The organism is Gemmatimonadales bacterium, from assembly GCA_036500345.1.
Taxonomy (GTDB): domain Bacteria; phylum Gemmatimonadota; class Gemmatimonadetes; order Gemmatimonadales; family GWC2-71-9; genus Palsa-1233.
In genome coordinates this window covers 1-24665 of sequence record DASYCE010000021.1, presented here as the reverse complement: position 1 = coordinate 24665, position 24665 = coordinate 1, and the positions used below count along the sequence as shown (strand labels likewise).

18 protein-coding genes are annotated in these 24665 nt (G+C 66.7%); 14 read left to right on the top strand and 4 right to left on the bottom strand.

Going from position 1 to position 24665, the window contains the following annotated elements; translation table 11 throughout:
• Positions 1–790: 790 nt before the first annotated feature.
• The gene (locus VGM20_09985; protein HEY4101194.1) at positions 791–1828 is read right to left on the bottom strand and encodes a COX15/CtaA family protein; all 1038 of its coding nucleotides are present in this window, start codon (positions 1826–1828) and stop codon (positions 791–793) included.
• A 109-nt stretch (positions 1829–1937) separates the two neighbouring features.
• Between VGM20_09985 and VGM20_09980 the strand changes: the two genes are divergently transcribed.
• The 3 genes from VGM20_09980 (at position 1938) to VGM20_09970 (ending at position 5814) form a co-directional block, all read left to right on the top strand.
• Complete coding sequence (locus tag VGM20_09980) at positions 1938–3191, top strand: M28 family peptidase (protein ID HEY4101193.1); 1254 nt, start codon at positions 1938–1940, stop codon at positions 3189–3191.
• Positions 3192–3195: 4 nt separating this feature from the next.
• Complete coding sequence (locus VGM20_09975; protein HEY4101192.1) at positions 3196–5058, top strand: LTA synthase family protein; 1863 nt, start codon at positions 3196–3198, stop codon at positions 5056–5058.
• An 84-nt stretch (positions 5059–5142) separates the two neighbouring features.
• Entirely contained in the window at positions 5143–5814 is a 672-nt protein-coding gene (locus VGM20_09970; protein HEY4101191.1) for an O-methyltransferase, read from the top strand.
• Here the strand turns inward: VGM20_09970 and VGM20_09965 are convergent.
• Positions 5804–7465 (bottom strand): hypothetical protein, encoded by a 1662-nt coding sequence (locus tag VGM20_09965; GenBank protein HEY4101190.1) that lies wholly within the window; start codon positions 7463–7465, stop codon positions 5804–5806. The genes VGM20_09970 and VGM20_09965 overlap by 11 nt on opposite strands.
• A gap of 118 nt (positions 7466–7583) precedes the next feature.
• Between VGM20_09965 and VGM20_09960 the strand changes: the two genes are divergently transcribed.
• From VGM20_09960 to VGM20_09930, 7 genes are all read left to right on the top strand, one after another.
• Positions 7584–8192, top strand: coding sequence for an RNA polymerase sigma factor (locus tag VGM20_09960; GenBank protein HEY4101189.1), 609 nt, complete (start codon positions 7584–7586; stop codon positions 8190–8192).
• Positions 8185–8805, top strand: a complete 621-nt coding sequence (locus tag VGM20_09955; protein HEY4101188.1) for a hypothetical protein — start codon at positions 8185–8187, stop codon at positions 8803–8805. Before VGM20_09960 ends, VGM20_09955 begins: the two co-directional genes overlap by 8 nt.
• A 10-nt stretch (positions 8806–8815) precedes the next feature.
• Complete coding sequence (locus VGM20_09950; protein ID HEY4101187.1) at positions 8816–10513, top strand: HEAT repeat domain-containing protein; 1698 nt, start codon at positions 8816–8818, stop codon at positions 10511–10513.
• A complete protein-coding gene (locus tag VGM20_09945) occupies positions 10513–11616 on the top strand; it encodes a HEAT repeat domain-containing protein (GenBank protein HEY4101186.1) in 1104 nt (367 codons plus the stop codon). The genes VGM20_09950 and VGM20_09945 overlap by 1 nt, the downstream gene beginning before the upstream one ends.
• A gap of 369 nt (positions 11617–11985) precedes the next feature.
• Positions 11986–12834, top strand: a complete 849-nt coding sequence (locus tag VGM20_09940) for a hypothetical protein (protein ID HEY4101185.1) — start codon at positions 11986–11988, stop codon at positions 12832–12834.
• 91 nt (positions 12835–12925) lie between these two features.
• Positions 12926–13360, top strand: coding sequence for an HNH endonuclease signature motif containing protein (locus VGM20_09935; protein ID HEY4101184.1), 435 nt, complete (start codon positions 12926–12928; stop codon positions 13358–13360).
• A gap of 84 nt (positions 13361–13444) precedes the next feature.
• On the top strand, positions 13445–14266 hold the full coding sequence (locus VGM20_09930; GenBank protein HEY4101183.1) for a hypothetical protein: 822 nt from the start codon (positions 13445–13447) through the stop codon (positions 14264–14266).
• A 5-nt stretch (positions 14267–14271) separates the two neighbouring features.
• On the opposite strand, the gene VGM20_09925 is transcribed toward VGM20_09930, so the two are convergent.
• Entirely contained in the window at positions 14272–17883 is a 3612-nt protein-coding gene (locus tag VGM20_09925; GenBank protein HEY4101182.1) for a multifunctional oxoglutarate decarboxylase/oxoglutarate dehydrogenase thiamine pyrophosphate-binding subunit/dihydrolipoyllysine-residue succinyltransferase subunit, read from the bottom strand.
• Positions 17884–17952: 69 nt separating this feature from the next.
• Between VGM20_09925 and VGM20_09920 the strand changes: the two genes are divergently transcribed.
• Genes VGM20_09920 through VGM20_09910 form a run of 3 tightly spaced genes read left to right on the top strand, consistent with a single transcriptional unit; the run spans position 17953 to position 22387 of the window.
• Entirely contained in the window at positions 17953–19251 is a 1299-nt protein-coding gene (locus VGM20_09920; protein ID HEY4101181.1) for an acetyl-CoA C-acyltransferase, read from the top strand.
• Complete coding sequence (locus VGM20_09915) at positions 19248–21380, top strand: 3-hydroxyacyl-CoA dehydrogenase NAD-binding domain-containing protein (GenBank protein ID HEY4101180.1); 2133 nt, start codon at positions 19248–19250, stop codon at positions 21378–21380. The genes VGM20_09920 and VGM20_09915 overlap by 4 nt, the downstream gene beginning before the upstream one ends.
• Positions 21381–21412: 32 nt before the next feature.
• Positions 21413–22387 carry a hypothetical protein gene (locus VGM20_09910; GenBank protein ID HEY4101179.1) on the top strand — a complete coding sequence of 325 codons (975 nt, stop codon included), beginning with the start codon at positions 21413–21415 and terminating at the stop codon, positions 22385–22387.
• 79 nt (positions 22388–22466) lie between these two features.
• Here VGM20_09910 and VGM20_09905 read toward each other — a convergent pair whose 3' ends face one another.
• On the bottom strand, positions 22467–22754 hold the full coding sequence (locus tag VGM20_09905; GenBank protein ID HEY4101178.1) for a YXWGXW repeat-containing protein: 288 nt from the start codon (positions 22752–22754) through the stop codon (positions 22467–22469).
• Between the two features lie 181 nt (positions 22755–22935).
• On the opposite strand from VGM20_09905, the gene VGM20_09900 reads away from it, so the two are divergent.
• The coding region (locus VGM20_09900; protein ID HEY4101177.1) for a discoidin domain-containing protein at positions 22936–24665 on the top strand (1730 nt) is incomplete at its 3' end.

The window sequence follows — 24665 nt, the reverse complement described above, 5'->3', positions numbered from 1 at the left end:
CGAACCAGTGATCCAGCGGAATGTTCAATGGGAATGCCGGCTGCCCAGGGCACCCGGCCGCAGCCTGTTCATGCGACCGGTGTGCCAAAGTGCAAGTGATTGTGCAGTCGCGAGATACGAAAAACGGGGGTGTCAGGAGTGTCCTGATTTAGGGACACTGTTGTCGTGAATTAATACAAAAAACGTCGGACACTCCGTCGCGAAGTCGACTGATTGGAAGACGAAGTGACGTGATTCGTCAGCGGAACTCGCGGATCCGATGACGGACCTCGCTCATTCTACAACGGATCGCCGGGACGGCGACCCCGACGATGCGATGCCCGTCACCCGACGCTGTCGGTTGCACCTGGACCGCGCTTCGTGAACCGATCGACGCTGTCTTTCTACCATCTGCGGCGCTTCGTATGCCGATCGCCAGCCTCTGTCCGTCATGAAGCGTCGAATGACCGACATGAAGCGCGATGAAACAGTCACGACCCGCTGGATGTCGCACGCGGGAGGCGCCGATTCTTCCGATGAACGCGCTGATCAGTCCGCGAAATCGGGTTTGGTATTGTTGGAACGCCGTGTGACACTGTTGGAATGCCCTGTGACACGGTTGAACTGCTGTGTGACACAGTTGGAACGCTGTGTGACTCACTTGAAGCGCTGTGTGACTCACTTGAACCGCTGTGTGTCTTCCATGAAGCGTGGTGATCGCCTCGCGAACTCCGCTGTCACCAGAGCGGAACGCCCTGTTCAACTGTTGAAGGTCCCTGTCGACGGTTTGAAGCGACCTCCCGGCGGAGTGCTACCGTTGGTTGGGGACTTGTTCGGTTCTCAGCGCGTGCGTTGCCACCAATCCAGCAGTAATCAAGACGATCGCACCTCCCTGGTGCGCAATACCAAGCGGGATCGGCACGATCAGCAGCAGCGTCGCGATCCCGAGACAGACCTGGCCCACCGCAGCCAGGGCGAAGAGCCCCAGCGCAATCCGCTGATGGCGGCCGAGTTGATGCCGGCGCGCAATCATCCAGAAGAGCACCACGCTGATCACGGTGAGATACGCCAGGCAGCGATGGTCGAATTGCGCCGCCCCGGGATTCTCGAACGGATTGCGGATCCACGGCGACAGCATTGTGTATCCCGGCGGCACGACACTTCCGCCCATCAGCGGCCAGGTGTTGAAGACATGTCCGCCGCGCAAGCCCGCCACGAACGCGCCGGCGATCGCCGTCACCACCGCGAGTCCGGTCAACGTTCCGGCCCAGCGCCTCAGTCGCGGTTCGCTGGCGTGCCCGACCGGATGCCGATCGACGAGAAAGTCTGCCGCCATCCACACCGTCGCACCATAGATCAGGAGTGCCGCCGAGAAGTGAGCGGCGAGACGGTACTGGCTCACCTCGATCCGCCCGCTCAATCCGCTCGACACCATGAACCAGCCGAGCGCGCCCTGCGCGCCGAGGAGGATCAGCAGCAGCCAGAGACGGCCGCGCACGTTGCGTGGAACCATGCCACGGAAGAGGAACCAGAGCAGCGGACCGAGGAACGCGACACCGACGAGCCGCGCCCAGAGGCGATGGGTGTATTCCCAGAGGAAGATCGTCTTGAACTGGTCGACGGTCATCCCGGCGTGGACCGCCTGGTACTGCGGGATTTCCTTGTAGCGCGAGAACTCGTCGTTCCATTGCGATTGTGTCAGCGGCGGGATCACCCCCGCCACCGGCTGCCACTCGGTGATCGACAACCCGCTCTCGGTGAGCCGGGTCGCCCCGCCGATCAGGATCAGGACGAAGAGCATCCCCGCCCAGACGGCGAGCCAGATCCCCAGCGGACGATTCGGATTCATGGGTTCCGAATATAGGACGCGCCATCTGGAGACCCAGTGCGGGGAGTGCATCATCAGCTCACTCGATGGTATCGTTCCGTCGTTCACTCACCACGATCCGGAGTACCACGTGCGTTCCACTGTTGCCATTGCCCTCGCCGCGGTTGCGGCGTGGAGTCTACCCGCTGCACTCCCGGGCCAGGGCGGCCAGCCACGGACCAGTGCGCCGCAGGCCGATGACCCGGTTCGCACCCTCGTCTCGCGCCTCACGCTGGGGCAATACAAGGAGAACGTGCGCGGGCTGACGCGATTCGGCGACCGGCGGCAGGGTACCGACCGCAATCGCGCGGCGATCGACTGGATCGAGGCGCAGCTCAAGAGCTACGGCTGCACCAACACCGAGCGGATCAAGTACCAGTACACCGGCCGGCAGATTCGGCCACCTGATTCGACGCGCACCGGCCGTGGCGGCACGCCGCGCGCTGCCGGCACTCCGATTCCGTACGAACCCGGGGCGACCGATCGCGGCGGCGACGTGCTCAAGGGCGTGCGCACCGCCACCGGCGTCAACATGGATCCGATGCGCCAGCCGGACACGACCCTCCGGCGCATCGACGCGCAGCCCGACGAGCCGGGCGAGCGCGAGGAGGTCTACTGCACCAAGATCGGCACGACGCACCCCGACGAGATGTACATCGTCGGCGGCCACATGGATGGTCACGGATTCGGCGCCGCGGCCAACGACGATGGCTCGGGGTCGGCGCTGGTGATGCAGCTGGCGCGCGTCTTCTCATCGCCCGACGTGCACACCGACCGCTCGATCCGCTTCATCCTCTGGAACAACGAGGAAACCGGATTGAACGGGAGCAAGGCGTACGTGGAACAGCGCCAGGGTCTGCAGGGGAAGGAAGATCCCGCCGGCTCCGGCAAGTATCCGGAGCCGCGCTGGCTTGGCATGATCCAGCACGACATGATGATGTTCGATCACGGGATGCCGCGTGCCGACGGGACGATGAATCCCGAGCAGCGCCCCGAAGCCGACGTCAATATCGAATTCGCCGGGACGTCGAAGATGGTCGATTCGTCGCAGAAGCTCGCCTGGTACTTCCGCACCTCGAACGAGAAGTACGCCACGACCTATCCGGCGACCGTCAGCGACCACATGAGCAACACCGATTCCGATCCGTTCAAGGATCTCACCGCGACGCTGTCGCTCCGGGAGGACGAACGCCTGGCGCAGATCGGGACCGGATGGGATCCGCAGTGGCACCAGCCGACCGACGTCTTCTCCACCTATTCCGACAAGGATTTCATGCTCGGCCTCAACGCCGCACAAACGACGCTGAGTGCCGTCGCACAACTGGTCGGGGCGACGATCAAGTAGACCGATGCTGCAACGCCTCAAGTTCTGCATCGCGTACTTCGCGATGTGGATGGCGTTCTTCACCCTGCTGCGTGTCGCCTTCGTCCTCTATCACCACACCGAGGCTGCGCGCGCGGGGTTGCTGAACGTCGGCGGGATCTTCCTCTACGGCGCCCGGATGGACATGTCGGCGTCGTGCTTCCCCGCGGCGATTGCCTTCGTCCTCACCGGTCTCTTCTCCGGATTGGCGCCGAAGTTCGCCGCGCGGCTCGTCACCGCCGTCTCGCTGCTGCTCATGATTTCGTTTCTTCTCCTCGCGACGATCGACCTCCAGCTCTTCCGCGAGTGGGGATTCCGGATCGACGACGCGGTGCTCCGCTATCTCAACACGCCGCGCGAGATGCTCGCCTCGGCCGGGTCCGCGCCGATCAAGCTCCTCGCCGTGATCCTCGTGGTGCTGGTCGCGATTGTATTGATGGCGTACTTCCGGTGGTGGTGGCCGATGGTCGCATCGTGGCAGCGGCTGTCGATTCCCGCGTCCCTCGGCACTGCGGTGCTCTGCGGACTGCTGACGTGGGGACTCTACTATCCGTCGCGCGGCGGCATCCAGAAGATGCCGATGACGCAGAGCACCGTCTACTTCTCGCACAACGCGTTCGCCAACCAGGCCGCGATCAACGTGGCGTGGAACTTCTTCGACTCGGTCTGGTGGCGGACCTACCGTACCGACAATCCCGACGTGATGCTTCCCGCCGCCGAGGCGGTGCGCACCGCCGATTCGCTCCGCGCCAGCAGCGACGTCGCTGCGATCCATCTCCTTCGAGTGCCGCGGCCGAATGTCATCGTGATCATCTGGGAGAGCATGACGTCGAAGATCGTCGCGCGACTCGGCGGCGTTCCCGGGGTGACGCCGAACGTCGATTCACTGACGCACGAAGGGATGCTCTTCGACCGATTCTACGCCACCGGCGATCGATCACCCGAAGGGCTCACCGGCGTGGTTGCAGGATACCCGGCGCAGCCAACCACGGAAATCATCCAGCATCCGCGCAAGAGCGCGTCGCTTCCGGGGTTGCCGCGCGACCTCGCCCGGGCGGGATACAGCAGCACCTTCTACTACGGGGGCGATCCGGAGTTCACCAACTTCAAGTCATTCGTGCTGCAGGCGGGGTTCGGCCGGATGGTGACCAAGGGCGCGTTTCCCCGCAGCGACTGGCTCTCCGACTGGGGCGCTCCCGATCACATCGTCCTCGGACGTCTCGCGACCGATATCCCGTCGATGCATCGCCCCTTCTTCGTGACACTCTTCACGCTGAGCAGTCATGAGCCGTTCACGGTGCCGATGGCGACGGTGATCCCGGGGCGTGACGAACGGTCGCTCTTCCTCAATTCACACGCGTATACCGACCGCAGCATCGGCGATTTCATCCGCCACGCGAAGACCCAGCCGTGGTGGGACAGTACCGTGATCATCATCACCGGCGATCATGGGCATCGCCTCCCCGTCCTCGATTCACTTCAGGACATTCTGCGCTGGAAGCTCTATTCGATTCCGATGCTCTGGGTCGGCGGGGCGCTCGCCGTTCGCGATACCGTGGTGCACCAGCTCGGCGTCCAGACCGACATTCCGAAGACGCTGCTCTCGCAATTGGGCCTTGATGCGCGCGCCTATTCGTGGAGCCGCAATCTCTTCGCGAAGGATATCAAGCCATGGGCCTGGTTCACCTTCTCCGATGGATTCGGATGGGTCAACGAGGCCAACGGCGAGATTGCCTGGGACAACGTCGGCCGGCAGGTCATCGGACAGACTGGGCAGGTCGGTCCCGGCGACCTGCACGCCGGCAAGGCAATGATGCAGCGATTGATGGACGACTACATCGCGCGTTGAGGCGTCATCCCGACCGATGTCATCCCGAGCAAAGCGAGGGATCGGCCGCCGGATATCTTTCCCGCTCCACACCCGGAGCGCCCGATGGATCACGAGACCTGGACCAACGTCGACAAGTACCACGAACAGCTGATCGTCCGCCCCGACGATCTTCTCGACGCGGCCCTCACCAGCGGCGCCGAAGCCGGGATGCCGGCGATCAACGTCGCGCCCAATCAGGGGAAGTTCCTGATGCTGCTGACGCAGATCATGGCGGCGTCACGCGTCCTCGAGATCGGCACCCTCGCCGGCTACAGCACGATCTGGATGGCGCGCGGTCTCGCGCCGGGCGGCCGCATCGTCACGCTCGAAGTCGATCAGAAGCACGCGACGGTGGCACGCCGCAACTTCGAACGCGCCGGCGTTGCCGACCAGATCGACCTGCGCGAGGGGCGCGCGCTCGACTCGCTGGCACTCCTCGAGCAGGAGCACGGCGGCCGCTTCGATCTGATCTTCATCGACGCCGACAAGCCGTCGATTCCCGAGTATTTCGAGTGGGCGGTCAGGCTGGCGCGGAAGGGAAGCGTGATCATCGTCGACAACGTGGTGCGCGAGGGCAAGATCGTCGACACCGCGAGCAGCGATCCCAACGTGAACGGCGTGCGGCGACTCAACGATGCGCTGTCTCGCGACGCGCGTGTCGTGGCGACGACGATTCAGACGGTGGGATCGAAGGGGTACGACGGCTTCACGATGGCGCGGGTGGTCACGACCTAGGCAGCAGCAGCATCTGCATGGCGCCGTCGTCCTGCGATTCCCAGACGAGGACCGCGCGCGAGCCGAAGAGTTGGGTCAGCAGAGCGGACTTCTGCTCGGTGGGCAGCGATTCGACGATCCGCGCCGACCGCGGCAGCACCTGCCCCGTGATATGCGCACCGATGAGATAGGCGGCACTCAGGACCGGTGCGGCGGGGCCGACGATCGCCACGTCGATCGGCGCATCACCGGTGCCGAGACGTGCCCGCACTTCTTCGAGCTTCTCAGTGACGACGTCGAGTCGCGCGGCGGATGTCACTCCCTCAACGAACTTGGGCACCGCGAACGCCACTCCCGCGACCAGGCCGATCGACATCATCGCGAGCTGACCGCTGCGCGGGAGCCTCGTCGTCATCGGCACCGCGGCCGGCCTGCACCACCACTGCAGCGCCCCGAGCGCCAGCATCATCGCGAATGGCGCAATGAGGCGCGGTTCGGCGTGGATCGCGGCAAACTGGAGCACCCCGACGGTGCCGAGCACCGTCACCACGGCGGCGTCGCGGTCGGTGCCGAGGGCATCGCGCCAGAGTCCGTCGCGCCGCCGGAGGTACCAGATCGGTAGCAGCACCGTGACGACCATCGGCAGGAGCCAGAGACCGATGATGCGGCCGCTCTGTCGCAGCCAGTAGGCGATCAGCGCCACCACCGTTGGTGACCCGCCGGTTTCGGTGGTGACCTGCTGCGCCCACGACGTCGGGTCACCCCACGGCTGGTAGGTCCAGTACGCCGCATCGTTGAATGTCGCGACCGTGACCAGCTGATTGTTGGGCGCGCGTACTTCGCGATAGGCGCCGTTGCCGCCGAGATCGACGTCGGGGAGTCTCGAGGTGTTCGCGTCGATATACCAGGAATAGTTGAGGCGCCCCGATGATCCGAGCGTCGGCCTGCCGCTCTTGATGCTCAGCGGAACGATCCACAGTGCCATCACGATCAGCGAGATGCCGGTCGATCGCAGCACCAGAGTGCGCGCATCGCGATCGCGCGCGGCAAAGAGGCGGACGACGAGCGTCACCACGAGCCACGGCCAGCAGCTGGTCTTGACCAGATACGCCGCGCCGAGGAGGATCCCGGTCACGAGCGATCGGCGGCCGTGATGGAAGGCGAGTTCATAGCTCAGCGCGATCATCACGGCGAAGAGGATGATGTCGGGTGTCACCGCTTCGAGGCGGGGCATTCCGGCGCTGGCGAGAAAAAACGCCGCCACGGATCCCACCAGCATCGTCGGTGATTCGATCCGCCGGGCCCAGACGAACAGTATGCCGAGGGCGATGATCGCGGCGTCGACATTGATCCCGTGGACCAGCGCGATCGACGCGGAGTGTCCGAGGCCGAGCACGCCGCCGGCCGCGCCCGCAATGAGCGGCAGCAGCGGCGACCAGTATCCTTGCACCAGGTGGGTCCAGTCGCCGCGGCGCACTGCGTCGGCGAGGTCGAGATACGACACGCCGTCGGGGTTCATCGCCTTGCGCGAGAGATAGCCGAGCGCGATGACCAGCACGGCCGCGATCCCGACGAAGAGCGGCCCTTCCCAGCGCAAGAATCTGGTGGTATCGGGCGGTGGCGGCGCGGCGACTGGTGCGGGCGCAGCGGGGCGCGCGCGGCGCTTCGTCATGGTCCTCGCTGGAATGCGACGGTCACGTGGGGCCGGACATCATCCGGCGCAGAAGCAGCTGTTTCGGTGCCGGTGTAAGCTAACGGTGGCTTCCCTCCCAACCCTCTGCGAGCGTCGCGTGTCCAACCCTGCCAGGAAGATGCAGAGTGTCGAGATCGTGGCGGCCGGGCCGGCCGACGACAGGGAAGAGACCCGGTCGCTTGTCGCCCTCGCGGTGAACGGTGACCTCGCGGCAGCGCGGACCTTGTACGACCGGCACGCCGGCCGCGTCCATCGTCTTGCCTATCGGATGTGCGGCGACCGCGACCTCGCCTCCGACCTGACGCAGGATGTCTTCGTCAGGGTGTTCCGGCAGCTGGGGCAGTTCCGCGGCGAATCGGCGTTCACGACCTGGCTGCACCGCGTGGCGGTCACGACCTGCCTCAACACGCTGCGCAAGGTGAAGCGGTTCCGGAGCCGTGAAGTCGATCTGGAGCACGCCAGTGATCGCGGGACCGAGCAGCCGAGTGACCCTGCGCTGCAGCGTGCGCTCGGCGATGCCATCGACGCACTTCCCGAAGGGCTTCGCATCGCGCTCGTGATGCACGCGATCGAGGGATATACCCACGTCGAGATCGCCGCGGCGCTGGGGATCGCCGAAGGAACCAGCAAGAGCCGGGTGTCGGAAGCCCGGGCGCGACTGCGGGACCTGCTCGCATCGCATGGGAAGGAGTATCAGGATGGATGAACAGCAGCTCGACCAGGCACTGCAGCAGGCGGCACGCAGCTGGCGCGTGGAGAACGATCTGCCGCTCGATGCGATCTGGGAGCGCGTCCTGGCCGAAGCATTTCGCGCTCCGTCGCGTCGCGCACCGGGGTGGAGTGCGGTGGGAATCGCCGCCGCCGCGGCACTGGTGATCGGTGTCGCCGGCGGGCGGCTCTGGGGCCGCCGGTCAGCCACACCAGCGGTTCATACAGCGGCTACCGCGTCCGGCGCGCTGATTCCCGCCGCAGCGAATGATCCGAACCAGGTCGAGATGGGAGACCTCCTCGGCCGCACCGCGGTCCTCCTCGCCGCGCTCCGCACCGATTCGACGGCGCGGCCGTTCGATCCGCAGCTGACCCGCGAGGGCGCGCGCCTGCTCACCACGACCCGGCTGCTGCTCGACGCGCCGATCGGCGCCGATCCGCGGCTTCGCAATCTGCTCCAGGACCTCGAACTGGTGCTCGCCCAGGTGGCGCGCCTCGAACCGGAGCATCGCAGGGACGAGATCCAGTTCATTCGCACGGCGGTCGACGAACACGACATCGTGCCGCGCCTTCGCACCGCGGCCGCCGACCTCACTCAGGACGAATTCTAGGGGACCCGCCATGTTCCGACTGCAGATTGCCATTCCATTCCTTGCCGTGAGCGCACTGGCGGCGCAGGTACCGGTGACACCGGTCCCGCCGGCGACCGCTCCCGTCGCACCCCGCGCATCGAAGACGCCGGCACCGATGACGTCAGTGTGGGCGCCGAGCGCGGTCGCTCCGTACGATTTCAACTACGACTACAAGAGTTACACCGGCGCGTACATCAGCAGCGACATGAACCTCGATCTCGGCGCGTCGCTCGCGTGGCAGGACGCGCAGCTCGCCGCGGCCGATGCCAAGCTCGCGTCGCTGAATACCACCCTCGGTTCGTGGGGGAGCTATCTCTCCGGCGGACCGGTGGCATGGGCGCAGAACGATCCGGCCGATTCGCTCTACCGCGATGCACGCGACAAGCTCAACCGCGGCGACTACCGCCACGCCGCAGATCTTTTCAAGTCGCTGCCGCAGAAGTATCCCAACTCGGCGTACGTCGGCGACGCGCAATACTGGCAGGCGTTCTCGCTCTATCGGATCGGCGGGACGCCGGAACTGCAGGAAGCACTCGTGGTCCTGGCGGCGCGCAAGCCGACCGAAACTGACGACCGCCGTGTATCCGATCGACCGGCGGCGAGAACGCTGAACGGCACGACGACCAGCGTCTACGTCGGTTCCGCCGACAAGGCGCAGCTCGCCTACCAGAGTGCCAATCTCTTTGGACGGTCGCACACCCAGGACGACGCTGCCGCACTCGCGGCCCGCATCGCCAACGTCCTCTCGACGCGTGGCCTCGCCAACGACGCGGCGGTGAAGCGCGCGCTGTCGGCCGGCGGGAACAGCTGTGACCAGGAAGAGCAGTCGGTGCGGGCCGAGGCGCTCAGCGCCCTGATGCAGAACGACCCCGCGACCGGCCGGCAGATGGCGGCGAAGATCCTCGCCAACCGCGACGAGTGCTCGGTGCCGCTCCGTCGCAACGCGCTGATGGTCATCGCGAACTCGCATGACGATGCCGCGGTGTCGACGCTCATCCCGGTGGCCAAGTCGGATCCGTCATCGGCGGTCCGGATGACGGCGATCGAATACCTCTCCCACTCGACGAGCGACGCGGCGATCGGTGCGGTGATCGATATCGCGCGCAACGACACCAGCAGCGACGTGAAGCGGATGGCGGCACGCGCGCTGAGCCAGAGCTCCAGTCCGCGCGCGCGGTCGGAAGTGCGCACCATGATCGAGAACAACGGTACCGACGAAGCGGTGCGGCTCAGTGCGATCGACGGTTTCGATCGCGACCGGATCAGCGCCGATGATGCCGCATGGCTGCGCTCCCTCTACACCAGGACCACCGACGCCCGCGTCAAGGAACGGATCATCTCGGCCGTCGCGCGCTCCGGCGGCGACGCAGGCAGCCAGTGGTTGCTCGCCCTGGTCCGCAACGAGGATGAACCGCTCGAATCGCGCAGCGAAGCGCTCAGCGAAGCGGGCCGTACCCTCGATGTTGCCACGCTCGGCCGGATGTACGACACGTCGCCGGAGCGCCCGATCCGCGAGCAGGTGATTCAGCTCCTGTCGCAGCGCAAGGAGCCGGCGGCGGTCGACAAGCTCGTCGACGTGGCCAAGAACGGTACCGATCCGATGATGCGCCGCAGTGCCATCTCGGCGCTGGCCCGCAGCAAGGATCCACGCGCCAGTGCGGCGCTCCTGCAGCTGGTCGATCACTGATGCGCGGCGCGTCGCGGAGTCTCCTTCTCGGAGCGTCGCTGGTGATCGTCCCCGCGATCGCCATGGGACAATCGGTCGATCGCGCCCTCGCCGGCGCGGGTGGCGGCACGGTCCAGTTCCATTTCGCCTCGCGTGACGGCGTCTGCGGCAACGGCCGCAATTTCTATCGCGCCTCCGACATGGGGATCGGCTACTTCAGCAGCTACAACAACGGGGCGGATGGCGACGAAAGTTGCGCCCGCGGGCCGGTGCGCGTCGTCGTCGTGCGCTTCGGCACCGAGATCATCCGGATCGAGACGTACGCCGGGCCGCTGGCGCAGGATCCTGATGGCGGCAAGGATCTCGGCGCCGTCTCCGCTCGCGATGCAGCGAGCTGGCTGATCAACCAGGCGGCGACCCTCGAAGGGCGTCCGGCGCGCGACGCGATCCAGCCCGCGATCCTCGCCGACAGCGCGGTGGTCACCCCGCAACTCCTGCGGCTCGCCACCGATCAGACCCGTTCGCGCGACATCCGCAGCAGCGCGATCAGCTGGCTCGCCCGGCGCCGCGAAGAACCGGGCGGGGTCGGCGCCGCGACGGTGCAGCGGACCCTCGACGGGATCGTCCACGACCGCGACGAGAGTGAAACGACGCGCCGTCAGGCGATGTCGACCCTCGGCAATCTTGATCGTGGCGAAGGGGTACCACTGCTGATCACGATGGCCGGCGACGCCGATCTGTGGGTGGCGAAGACGGCGCAGATGTCGTTGGCAAACTCGGGTGATCCGCGCGCGCGGCAGTTCATCCGCCAGGCGGTGAAGCGCTCCGATCTACCCGACGACAGTCGCGCGTCGATGATCCGCGGCCTCGGCAACGAGTACGCCGTCGGTAACGACTACCAGACGCTCCGCGACCTCTATCCCACGCTCGACAGCGACCAGGAACGCAACGCCGTCATCTCGGCACTCGCGAACGCGGGTGGGACAGCGAATAACGCGTGGCTCCTGGCGCTCGCCAAGTCGCCGACCGAAACCAGCGGCCGCCGGCGCCAGGCGGTGAGCGCCCTTTCACGGAATGACGACCCGAAGATCCGGGAACAGCTGAAGAGCCTGATCGCCCCCTGAGCGTTCGAGCCCTGGGAAAGTGATGCGCGCCGGCGACCCGCTCGCCGGCGCGCATTCCGTTCGGGGTGCCCGGTACCCGCAAGTCGAGAGCGACGCCGAGGCATCGGAGCGGCAGGTGATCATCTCCCCGACGGTCCATCGACCTCGCTACCGGTGGTTGGACGACCCCTTGGCCTGCCTCGCAGCAATCCAGCTAATTCATTCCCCACCATGGAGTTGCCCGCTCTGTGCTCCCGTCGCAGCGGCTGCCGTCTCCGGCGTCATGCCAACGGCATGCCGGGAAGCCGGGTCATTGGCATGACTACTGCCAAGTGATTGGCTGATCCCTTGTGCCTTCCTGGCGCGGGGCGACTCCGATCGGCGAGGAAGATGTCTGGTCTACGGACGGTGGGCGACAAACTGCGGGCGCGCGTCCAGCTGGCGATCGGCGCTGCCGCACGACTCGGCGACGAGGTGCACGGTGCACCGGGGTTGCGAGTTTTCGAAGCGGCCGACCGGAACGGCGGCGCGGCGATGATCGTCTCGGTGCACCAGGCGCCGCCGGTGGGACCGACCCCTGCCGCGCTCTCCGAGCGTCTCACCCGGCTCGGCGCGCTTGAGCATCCCGCGCTCGAACTGCCGTTGTCGTGTGGTGCGGTCGACGGCATGGCGTGGACTCTCGAAACCGCCTCGGCACTCCCCACTGCTCGCGACCGCGTGGTCCGCTCGCCGCTACCTCTCTCGGAGGGTGTTGCGGCGGTACGCGATCTTGGGCGGGCGATCGTCGCAATGCATCGAGCCGGGCTCACCCACGGGGCGATCGGGCTCGACACGGTGCAATGGAATCCGGACGGCGTGAAGCTTGGCGGTGCCGCACTCTCGATGGGAGTCTCGGTCCGCGATGATCTCGATGCGCTGGCGCAGCTGGCATGGACGCTCTTCAGCGGTCAGATGCGGACGCCAGGGTCGCCGCGGCTCTCGGCGATCCGGCGCCGGGTGCCACCGCGGCTCGACGACCTCTGCGTCGCGATGTTCGCCGCCGACCCTGCGGCGCGCCCGCAGAGCGCCGAAGAGATCCTCGACGTGCTCGACGTGATTCCGACCCGCCGTACCTCCGAATTTCCGGCGATGCTCGACGCGGGATTCTTCGACAGCCGCCCCCGCCGTCAGGCGCCGTGGCTGATGGTCGGGATCGCCGTGGCCGCTCTCGCTGCGATCCTCTTCATCACCCGGACGTAGCTCGGCAGAACTTCGGGGCGCTGCTTTTCGTTCTGTGGACGAGCCGTTATCGTTTGGCGGCCTGGATAACCTGATTTTCAGAAGGATTTGCGTGGCACGACCCAGACGTCGCGGTGGCAAGGCCGCCGCATCATCGGCACCAGCAGCACACGCCGGTGGCAGTAGTGGTTCCAGCGGTTCCCGCCTTCGTCGCTCTCCCGGACGCTCGTACGGTGCGCATCGCGATTGGCTGCTCGAGCGGCACGGCGCAGTGTGCGCTTATTGCGGTACCCGCGTTCCCGCCGAGACGATCACCCTTGACCACGTTCGCCCGCGGCGAGGACAGTCGGCATACGATCGGCCGGACAACCTCGTCCTCGCCTGCCGCACCTGCAACGCGGCGAAAGCCGACACGCCGCTCCTCGCCTTCCTGATGGCGAAGCGGTCGCGAGGAGTCTTCCTCCTCCACTACGGCGATCATCTCTCCGAGCCGCTCAAGGCGCTCGCCCGGAACGCCAGCGAACGTCCCCTTCTCCCTCCGGATTGATCCCGATACTGTAGACGCAGTACGCGACGCCCCTCAGCCGGGCGCGCCTGCGTCCGCTGGCATCTCATGAATCCGGGGGTCACGATGCGAGTCCGTCAACTGGTCATGGTCGGCGTGATGGTCGCTCTCCCGTTGGTATCGCTCTCGGCGCAACGATTCTGGCGAACGGCCGATGACGAAGGGATGGTCGCGCTCGACGTCGCAAAGCCGTTCTTCAAGTCGGGCAGCGACATCTCGTTCGGGTCGATTGCAGTCATCGCCAGCGGGCGATTCCCGGTGAATCAGAAGGTCTCAATCACCGTCGGGATCCCGTACGCGACGATCAGCTACAGGCACGATGATGGGTTCGATCAGCCCGGTTCGACTGCGATCGGGAATCCATGGATCGGTGCCGACGTCGTCGCAGCCCCGAGCGTCGTCTTCGAGGGTGGCCTGCGTCCCGGGATCAGTTCGGGTGATCTCTCGCACTTCGATGCGACGGCGCTCGGAGTGTTTGCCGACTTCCAGCGCTTCGAGGAGTGGGCCCCAAAGACGACGAGCGCGCGTGCCATGCTCCACCTCGGCAACGTGCCGGAGCACGGGACCTTCGTCAGCGGACTGGTGGGCGGGACGTACATCTTTTCCAGCCGGGGCAGCGACGCGCAGATCTACGCGAACTATGCCGTCCGTCTTGGCGTCGCAGAGAGTGGAATCCTCACGTCGTTGATCGGGTCCGGGCTCACCTATCTCGGAAGCAACGGCGCCGGCGGTTCACTCGGCGACAAGACCGACCTGCAGTTGGCGGTCCGCGTTGAAGGCAGCAATGGGAGACTGCGCCCCTTCGCGGAGCTTGGCACGTTCACGCAAGAGAGCATCCGCGACGACGTGAAGGCGATCGTCACGATCGGGGCGTCAGTCAAATACTGACGTCGCTACACCCGCGCTTTTGCCGGCGACGATCCGGCCGAAAGCGCTTCCGCCACGATCCGCGCCTGCTCGGCGTTGTGCGCTGCGGAGTAGCCCTCTGACGGTGCCGCACGCTCGGGGCGTCCCACGTAACGCAGATAGACGCCCGGCGGGAGGATCGGAGAGAGCCGCTGCTCCATGAAGGTCCACGGACCCATGTTGCGCGGCTCTTCCTGCGTCCACACCACTTCGGTGAGCGACGGGTAATGCGAGAGGAGATCGCGAAGTTCGTGGTCGGGGAACGGGTACAGCTGCTCGACGCGGGCGATCGGCGGCCGCTCGTCGCCGCGCTTCGTTGCCTCGGCGAGGAGATCGTAATACACCTTGCCGCTGCAGAGCACCAGCGCCCGTGCCGACGCGCGATGGTCGTTCATCACGCCGTCGTCAAGCACCGTCCGGAATGAACCGGTGGTGAAATCCGCGAGCGACGAGCCGGCGTCCTTGCTGCGCAACTTCGACTTCGGCGTCATCATCACCAGCGGACGTTGCAGCGACCAGTGCGCCTGGCGGCGAAGCAGGTGGAAGTACTGCGCCGGCGTCGTGCAGTTGGCGACGCGGATATTTCCTTCGGCTGCGGCCTGCAGGAATCGTTCGACGCGCCCGCTCGAATGTTCCGGGCCGCTCCCTTCGTAGCCGTGCGGCAGGAGCAGCGTCAGCCGCGATGTCACGCCCCACTTGCTCAGTCCCGATGCGATGAACTGATCGAGCATCACCTGCGCGCCGTTGACGAAGTCGCCGTACTGCGCTTCCCACAGCACCAGCGTGTCGCTCGCAGCGAGTGCGTAGCCGTATTCAAAGCCGATCGTCGCGAGCTCGGAGAGCGGAGAGTTGTGCACTTCGAGTGTTGCCCTGGCACCCGGGATCGCCTGCATCGGCGAGTATGCGTGCCCGTTGCTGGCGTCGTGCAGCACGATGTGGCGATGCGAGAAGGTGCCGCGGCCGACATCCTGGCCGGTGAGCCGGACGGGAACGTTTTCCGTGAGCAGCGACGCGAGGGCGAGCGCTTCGGCATGGCCCCAGTCGATGCCGCCCGGCGTGGTGAGGCCGGTGCGGCGGCGCTGCAGCAGCGCGTTGACCTTGGGATGGACCGTGAAATCGGCAGGCCACGCCAGCAGTTGATCGTTGAGTGCGGTCAGCGTCTCGGCGGAGAGCCCGGTGCCGAGATCGGAATTGGCCTGCACGATCGGCGCGGCCGCCGCCGGGGGGCCGCCCTCGGCGCGTGCGTCGCGGAACCGCGTCTGCAGCTCGAGGAGCCGCTGGTACATCTGTTCGACCAGCGCGTCGGCTTCGCCGGCGGCGATCACGCCACCTTGTTCGAGCGACGTCGCGTACAATTGCCGCAGCGTGGGATGGGCCTTGATCGCCGCCGCCATGATCGGCTGCGTGAAGCTCGCTTCATCCGTTTCGTTGTGCCCGTGGCGGCGGTAGCCGATCAGGTCGATCAGTACGTCGCCGTGGAACTGCAGCCGGTACGCCATCGCCAGCCGCACCGCAGCGAGCGACGCTGCCGCGTCATCGGCGTTGACGTGGATGATCGGAATGTCGAATCCCTTGGCGAGATCCGACGAGTACCGCGTCGAACGTCCGTCACCCGGATCGGTGGTGAAGCCGATCTGATTGTTGGCGATGATGTGCAGCGTCCCGCCGGTGCTGTAGCCGTCGAGGTTGCTCAGGTTGAGCGTTTCGGCGACGACGCCCTGTCCGGGGAACGCGGCGTCACCGTGAATCGTCACCGGCAGTGCGGCGCTCGGATCGCGCGCCACCTGCGGATTGTGGCGATCGGTCTGTTCCGCGCGCGCGCGCCCGGTGACCACGGGATCGACGAACTCGAGATGGCTCGGATTGGCGATCAGCGTGACCGTGACGCCGCGCCCGCTCTTCGTGATGAACGCCCCGTCGGCACCGTGGTGGTATTTCACGTCGCCGGTGCCGCCATCGGGCGTTGCATCGCCCTTGTTCCCCTCGAACTCGGCCAGGATCACTTCGTACGGCCGGCCGACGGTATGGGCCAGGACGTTGAGGCGTCCGCGGTGCGCCATGCCGAGGACCATGTGACGGATCCCCGCTTCGCCCGAAATCTCCACCACGAGATCGAGCATCGGCACCATGATGTCGACGCCCTCGATCGAGAAGCGCTTGGCACCGAGATACGCCTTGTCGAGGAAGTGTTCCATCCCCTCGACCGCCGTGAGCCGCGCGAGGAGCCCCTTCGATTCCTCCGACGACAACGGTGCGCGATGCGCGCCCGACTCGATCTGCTGATGGAGCCAGTGCCGCCGCTCGTGCGAGGCGAGATGCTCGACCTCGTACGCGATGGTGCCGCAGTACGTGGCCTCGAGCTTTGGCAGCACGTCGGCGAGGGAGGCACCGGGAAGATCGATGTCGAGGACCGACGCCGGGATTGCCTTCATGATCGCCGGAGTGAGCCCCGCTGCGGCGGGATCGAGCGCCGGATCTCCCGGCGGCGGCGTGCCGAGGGGATCGAGGTTCGCGGCGAGGTGTCCATGGGTGCGGAACGCCTTCACCAGCCCCATCGCTGCGGCGACGTGCGAGAGCATCGCCGGATCGGCGGACTGCAACGCAGGCGCCGCGGCCGATGTCGGCGCCGGCGTCGCCGGAGCGGGTGCATCGCCGAGACCGAGCGACGCACCGATATCGTGATAGAAACCGGCGTCGCCCTGCAGCAGTTGATCAACGAGCCGGAGGTACGATCCCGACTCGGCGCCCTGAATCACTCGATGATCGTAGGTGCTCGTCATCGTCATGATCTTGGAAATGCCAAGCTGGTGCACCGCGCCGGGATCCATTGCCGAGAACTCGGGCGGATAGGCGATCGAGCCGGTGGCGATGATCGTCCCCTGGCCGGGCATCAGCCGCGGCACCGATGCGACGGTGCCGAGTCCGCCGGGATTGGTAAGCGTCATCGTCGCACCGGCGAAGTCGTCGGGCATCAGCTTGTTGTGGCGCGCCTTGTCGACGAGTCCTTCGTACGTGCCGAGATACTCAGCGAACGAATGTGTGTCGGCCTTCTTGAGGACGGGGACGACGAGGCCGCGCGAGCCATCCTTCCGCTCCACATCGACGGCGAGGCCGAGGTTCACGTGCTCGGGAACGACCTTGTAGCTGTCGCCACCGCTCTTGAGGACGCTCGTCCCCATCATCGGGAACTGCTGCGCCGCCTTGACGAGCGCCCAGCCGATCAGGTGGGTGAACGAGAGTTTCTCGGGACGCCCGGCGCTCTTGAGCCTGGCGTTGAGCGAGGCCCGTTCTCCTTCGAGGACGCGCACCGGGATATCGCGGAAGGTCGTCGCGACCGGCAGCGCCAGCGACGCTTCCATGTTCTGTGCCAGCTTGAGCGCCGGTCCCTTGAGCTGGACCGCGTTGGCCGGGACCGGGACCGTTGGCGTCGGTGCGGCGGCCGGCGCGTCGTTCGGCGCGGAAACCGCGGGGCCGGAGACCCGTCTCGACTCGAACGGGACCGGTGCCTGCTCTTCGAGCAGTGCCTGATACATCAATTCGGCCGGAACGGCCACGTCGGGCAGCTCGGGATCGACTGGGACCACGTCAAACTCCATCATCTGGGCGCTGTCGAAAGATAGCCGCCACCAACCCCGGCCCGAGCCGGTTTGACCCCTTAGCTTCTTCGGATGCTCACCCCACCACCCGGGCGCCGGGCGGTCGTCGTCGCCGGATTGCGGACCCCATTCGCGAAAGCTGGTACCGCGTTTCGCGATGCGACTGCCTCCGATCTTGCCCGGCACTGCACCCGCGAGCTCCTCTATCGCACCGAACTCCCGGGGAACAAGGTCGACGAAGTGATCATGGGGCAGGTGATCTCGTCGCCGCTGGTGTTCAACATCGCGCGCGAGGTGGCGCTCCTCCCGCAGCTGCCGAAGACGGTTCCCGCCTACACGCTCAATCGCGCCTGCGCCTCGGGTGCGCAGGCGATCTGCAACGCCGCTGACCAGATCATCGCGCGACACGCCGACGTGATTCTCGCCGGCGGCGTCGACACGATTTCCGATGTGCCGGTGCTCCATACGCGCAAAGTGGCGCAGATCCTCGCCGCCGCGAGCCGCGCACGCTCGCTGCGCGAACGCCTCGCGCTCTTTGCCCAGATCCGCCCACGCGACCTCCGGCCGGTCTCACCGGCGATCGCGGAGCCGAGCACCGGCGAGACGATGGGACAGTCGGCGGAGAAGATGGCGAAGGAGAACCGGATCAGTCGCGAGGCGCAGGACGAGGTGGCGCTGATGAGCCATCAGCGCGCCGCCGCCGCCACCGCTGATGGACGGATCACCGCCGAAATTGCGCCGTGGTTTGGCGGTCCGCAGATGGACCAGGTGCTCACCAGCGACAACCTGATTCGCGCCGACAGCTCGCTCGACGCGCTGGCGAAGCTCAGGCCGGTCTTTGACAAGCGCTACGGTTCGGTGACAGCGGGAAATTCTTCGCCACTCACCGATGGCGCATCGACCACGCTGCTGATGGCGGAGGAAACGGCGCGCGCGATGGGCTATCGCCCGCTCGCGGCGATCCGGAGCTACGCGGTGGCGGCGGTCGATCCGGGATGGCAGCTGCTCATGGGGCCCGCGTACGCGGTGCCGATCGCGTTGCGCCGCGCGGGCATCACCTGGCAGCAGCTGGGGCTCGTCGAGATTCACGAGGCGTTTGCGGCGCAGGTGCTCTCGAACATCCAGGCGTGGAGTTCGGCCGAATGGGCGCAACGGCTCGGGTTGCCGGGGCCGGTGGGCGACGTCGACTGGAACATCACCAACGTGATGGGTGGGTCGATCGCCGTCGGGCATCCGTTCGGTGCCACCGGGTCGCGGCTCGTCACGACGCTCGCCAACGAAATGGCGCGGCGCAACGTCGAGTTCGGCCTGATCTCGATCTGCGCGCAGGGCGGGATGGGGTTCGCCGTCGTGCTGGAGCGCGTGGCATGACGGCGTTCGCGGTCGAGCGGCGCGGCGGTGTCGCGATCATCACCTTCGATACGCCGCATGAGACGGTCAACAAGATCAGCAAGGCGATCGGCTGGGAACTCGAGGAGCTGCTGCAGCGGCTCGACGGCGACGAGGTCGTCAAGTCGATCGTGCTGCGCTCGGGGAAGCCCGACATCTTCATCGCCGGCGCCGACATCGGTGAGTTCGTCGTGCTGCGATCGGTGGAAGAAGGCGTTCGCCTGTCGCGGGACGGCCAGCTGCTGATGCAGCGGATCGCCGACAGCGCCAAGCCGGTCGTCGCGGCGATCCACGGCGCCTGTCTCGGCGGCGGGCTCGAGCTCGCGCTGGCGTGCTCCTATCGCATCGCCAGCGATCATCCGCGCACCGTGCTCGGTTTCCCCGAAGTCCAGCTCGGCGTGATCCCGGCCGCCGGCGGATCGACGCGACTGCCGAGGCTGGTCGGGGCGCACGCGGCGCTCGACATGATCCTCACGGCGCGGCACGAACGCGGCCGCAAGGCGCTCGCCATCGGCCTGATCGACGAACTCGTTCCCGAAGCGATCCTCCTCGACATCGCGGTCGCCGCCGCCGAACGTCTGAGCCGCGGCGGCAAGCCGCCGCGCCGGCGGCACGGGTCGTTCCTCATCGACGGAAATCCGATCGGCCGGCGGATGGTCTATCGCAAGGCGCGCGAAGAGACGACCAGGAAGACCGGCGGCCACTATCCCGCGCCGCTCCGGGCGATCGAGGTGGTGCGCACCGCGCTCGAACACGGCGTGAACCGTGGCCTCGAAGCGGAAGCGCAGGCGTTCGGTGAACTGGCGATGACCGACGTGTCGCGACGGCTGGTCGAGATCTTCTTCGCGACGAGCGAACTCAAGAAGGACGACGGCGTTCCCCCCGGGATGGCGCGTCCGCGTCCGGTACGCCGTCTCGGCGTCGTCGGGGCCGGCTTCATGGGATCGGGAATCGCCGGCACGGCGGTGATGCAGGCCGGCGTCGAGGTGCGGATGAAGGACGCCGATCTCGCGAAGGTCGGTCGCGGACTCAAGGCGGCGACCGACATCCTGGCGCATCAGCTCGAACGCCGGCGCATCACGCCGCACGAGTTCGTGCGCCGCAAGGCCTACCTCTCGGGGACCGCGGCGTTCGACGGATTCGGTGCCACCGATCTCGTGATCGAAGCGGTCTTCGAAGATCTCGGCGTCAAGCGCCAGGTGATCGAGGAACTCGAGCCGGCGGTGCCGATCTCGACCGTGATCGCCACCAACACTTCAACCCTTCCGGTGCACGAGATCGCCGCAGCGGCGCATCATCCGGAGCGAATCCTCGGCATGCACTTCTTCTCGCCGGTCGAGAAGATGCCGCTACTCGAAGTGATCCCTACCGACATGACGTCGGCGGAGGCGGTTGTGACGGCAGTGCAATTCGGCCGGCGCCTCGGGAAGACCGTGATCGTGGTGGCGGACTCGCCGGGGTTCTGGGTCAACCGCATCCTCCTGCCGTACCTCAACGAAGCGGGCCATCTCCTCGAGGAAGGGATTCCGATCGAGACGATCGACGACGTGATGACGCAATGGGGATTCCCGGTCGGACCGGTGGCGCTGATGGATGAAGTCGGGCTCGACGTCGCGGAAAAGGCGGGGAAGGTGATGCACCAGGCGCTGGGCGACCGGCTTTCGCCGTCCCGCGTCATCGCCGTGATGCGCGCGGACGATCGCCTCGGCCGCAAGAACGGGCGTGGTTTCTATTTCTACAAGGACGGCCACAAGACCGACCCGGACAGCAGCGTCTTCCATCTCCTCGGTGTGCGGCAGGCGGGCGACGCCGATCGCCGGAGGATCGAGGACCGGCTCGTCTTCGCGATGCTCAACGAAGCGGCGCGGGCGATGAGCGAAGGCGTGGTCCGCACGCCGCGCGACGCCGACATCGGCGCGCTCTTCGGGATCGGCTTCCCGGCGTTCCGTGGCGGTCCGCTTCGCGAGCTCGACACTATTGGTGCCGCCGAGGCGGTGGGACGACTCGAGCGACTGGCGGCGGCGCACGGACCGCGGTTCGAACCGGCGCCGGTGCTCGACGAGATGGCCCGCACCGGCCAGCGCTGGTATCCCAGCGGAGCAGACCACTGAGAGCGCGGCGGCGTCGCGCCGCCGTCGCCTTCGTGGTCGTTGCCGCACTGATCTGGTGGCACGCTCGCGGCACGGGGTATTTCTCCATTCCCGGTCTCACCAGTGCCGCGTCGGACAATCTCGGGCCGCTCCTCCCCGCGATCTGCGGCGGGATCACCATCGCGATGGCGCTGCTCGTTGCCGATGCCGCGGGCGGGATGATCGCCGGGGTGATCGCCGCCGTGATGATCGCCGCGATGCCGGGATTCATGCGGCTGCACGAGTCGTCCCTCGCCGGTCCGCCGCTCCTCGCCGTCGCGATGTTGATGTGCGCCACGATGGTTCACGCACCGCGATTTTCGATCGCCTACGGAACGATCGGCGCCGTGGGCGGGATCTTTGTCGCGACCGAAGGTGTCGGACTGCCGCTCGCCGCTGCGGCGTGGGCGCTGCTGCAGGGAACCGGGAGCGGCAACACGGCGCCGTGGCGTGACCGCAACCGCTGGCAGCGTGTGATTCTCGCGCTCATTCCTGCGGTGATCGTCCTCCTCCTCGCGCAACTTCTTGGGGGAGCGTGGCCACACCGGATGGCGTACGGATGGCGTGGAGGTCTCGACCGCGGACTTCGCGCTGCTGGATCGATCATCGGCAACCAGCTCGCACCATCGATCTCCCAGCCGGCGCTCCGGTTTCTGGTGATCGCCGATCTCTCGCTGATCGTGATCGGGCTGCTCGTGGTCGGCTGGCGTCGCGCCGGGCGACGCGCGCCGATCAACGCGCCGCTGCGACACGTCTTCGCCGTGGGTGGTTTGCTGGTCGCTGCCCTTGCGATCGGCCTCGCCGGCAGGACGCTGCTGGTCGAAGGGACGCCGGAGCCCGATCTCGCCGCCATCCTTCCGCTCGTCGCGGTGACCGCGCTGGTTCTTGCGGTGAGTCTCGCGGTGCTCTGGCGTTCGTGGCCGCGATGGGGTCAGGCGGTGGCGGTGGTGATCGGACTCGGATGGTTGCAGGCCGCGCTGCGCAGCTGATCTCGGCGGCGGCCCTGCGCACGAAATGGTGAAGCGGGTGCACTCTCCAGTGAGAATGCACCCGCTCCGAATTCCCGGCTCAGCCCCAATGACCTTCCTGCCAGTACCAGCCACCGCGGGCGTGGACCCACCGTCCCCCAACCCAGTGCTGGCGAGGCGCCGGCGGCGATTCCCAGCGGCCGGCGACCCAGACATAGTCGCCGCCCTGCCAGGCGTAGTGACCGTCGATCCACACATATCCGCGGCCCGGCGCAACGCCGCGGACCTCGACGCGTCGTGGTGGCGGGCGCCGCACCACCACCTCGGCGCCGGACGGCGAAATGCTGGCGGCGCATCCGGCGGTGACCAGGAGTGCCCCCAGCGCCATGGCTTGCACACTGTGGCGGAACAGTCTCGATCGCGACATCAGCGTTCCCCTTCGCGGGTGGATGCTGGGGACCGTTCCCCAGCATGTTTCAGGACCTTCCGGGGCGGTCGATGTTAATCCCTGCTCCCCGCGGCGTGCCGCACCGTGCGCGGCGTGCCATCTTTCGGGCGAGACCGCCTCGATGAACTATCTGACGATCGGATCGCCGATTCTCGCCACACTCGCCGCTGCCGCGACCTGGCTCCTCGCCGGGCACCAGCGCGGCGCGGTTGCACACGTGGCTCCCTCGATCACTGTGCGCATCGATACGACCATCCGTCTCACCACCTTCGACCCGAAGCGCGACTGGGGCGCGGCGCTCGACGGCCACGACGCCGACGACCTCCCCCGGATCTACACCCCGAAGAACATCGCGGCCATGCGCAGTGCCGGCTTCGGGCCGGTGACCTACCGGCTTCGCACCGAACTCGGCATCGAAACGTGGCACTGGAATCCGGCCGGGCACTGGAGCGACGCCGCGCACCATCGCGGATACTGGATCTCCGACGCGCAGGCTCCGCGGCCGATCACGGTGTCATTCGGCTATCGGCTGCCACGACGCGGCCGGACGATCGACGACGCCAACAACGACGGCTATTCGCGCATCGACGACGGCGATACCACCACATTCTGGAAGACCAATCCGTACCTCGATCCGCGTTTTACCGGCGATCCCGAATCGATGCATCCGCAGTGGTTCACGATCGACCTGCGGCACGCGCAACCGGTTGACGCGGCGCGGATCATCTGGGGGAACCCCTATCCGTTCGACTACACCGTCGACTACTGGGATGGCGACCAGACCCAGCCGATCGATTACAACCCCGACGGGCGGTGGCGGCATTTCCCGCACGGCACCATCACCGAAAGCCGCGGCGGAAGCGCGGAGCTCGCCCTCGGCGACACGCCGGTTACCACGCGATTCATCCGGGTGGTGATGTCGCGGAGTTCGCACACGGCATCCGGCGGCGACCCGCGAGACAGCGCAGGTTTTGCGCTGCGCGAGGTGTACTTCGGTGCGCGCGACGCACGGGGGATGCTGCACGACGGCGTCCAACACGACACCCTCCCGACGACGCAGAGTGCGGTCATCGTGTCATCCACCGATCCGTGGCATCGTGCGAGCGACATCGACAGCAGCACGGCACAGCCAGGGATCGATGCCGTGATGAAGACCGGACTCACCAACCATCGTCCCGTCTATTTCCCGACAGGATTGCTCTTCGACACACCGGAGAACGCTGCGGCGGAAGTCCGATTCCTCCGGTCGCGCCGCTACCCGATCTCCGGCATCGAGCTTGGCGAGGAGCCCGACGGACAACGGATCACGCCGGAGGACTACGGGGCGCTGTACGTCCGGTTTGCCGCGGCGCTGCGCCGTGTCGCGCCCGCGGTGCGGCTCGGCGGGCCGAGTTACCAGAATCTCATCGACGATCCGCTCGATATCTGGCCCGACCCCGCGGCTCCGGCAAGACACCCGACGCCGGTCGGCCGGTTTCTCGAATATCTCCAGGCACATCATCGCGTCGCGGACTACCAGTTCCTGTCGTTCGAGTGGTATCCGTTCGATGACGTCTGCGACGATCCGGCGGACAATCTCGCCGCGGCGCCCGGCATGCTCGCCGATGCATTGTCGCAACTCCGGAAGACCGGTCTCGCCGATTCGATTCCTCGCGTCATCACCGAATACGGCTATTCGGCGCATCTCTCGACCGCGGAAGTGACGATGCCGGCGGCGCTCTTCGATGCCGACCTCCTCGGGAATTTCTTTTCGCATGGCGGTTCGCAGGCGTTCTACTTCGGGTATGAGCCGGGCGATATCTCGCACGAGCCGAGTTGCGAGCATTGGGGCAACCTGATCATGCTCCTGGC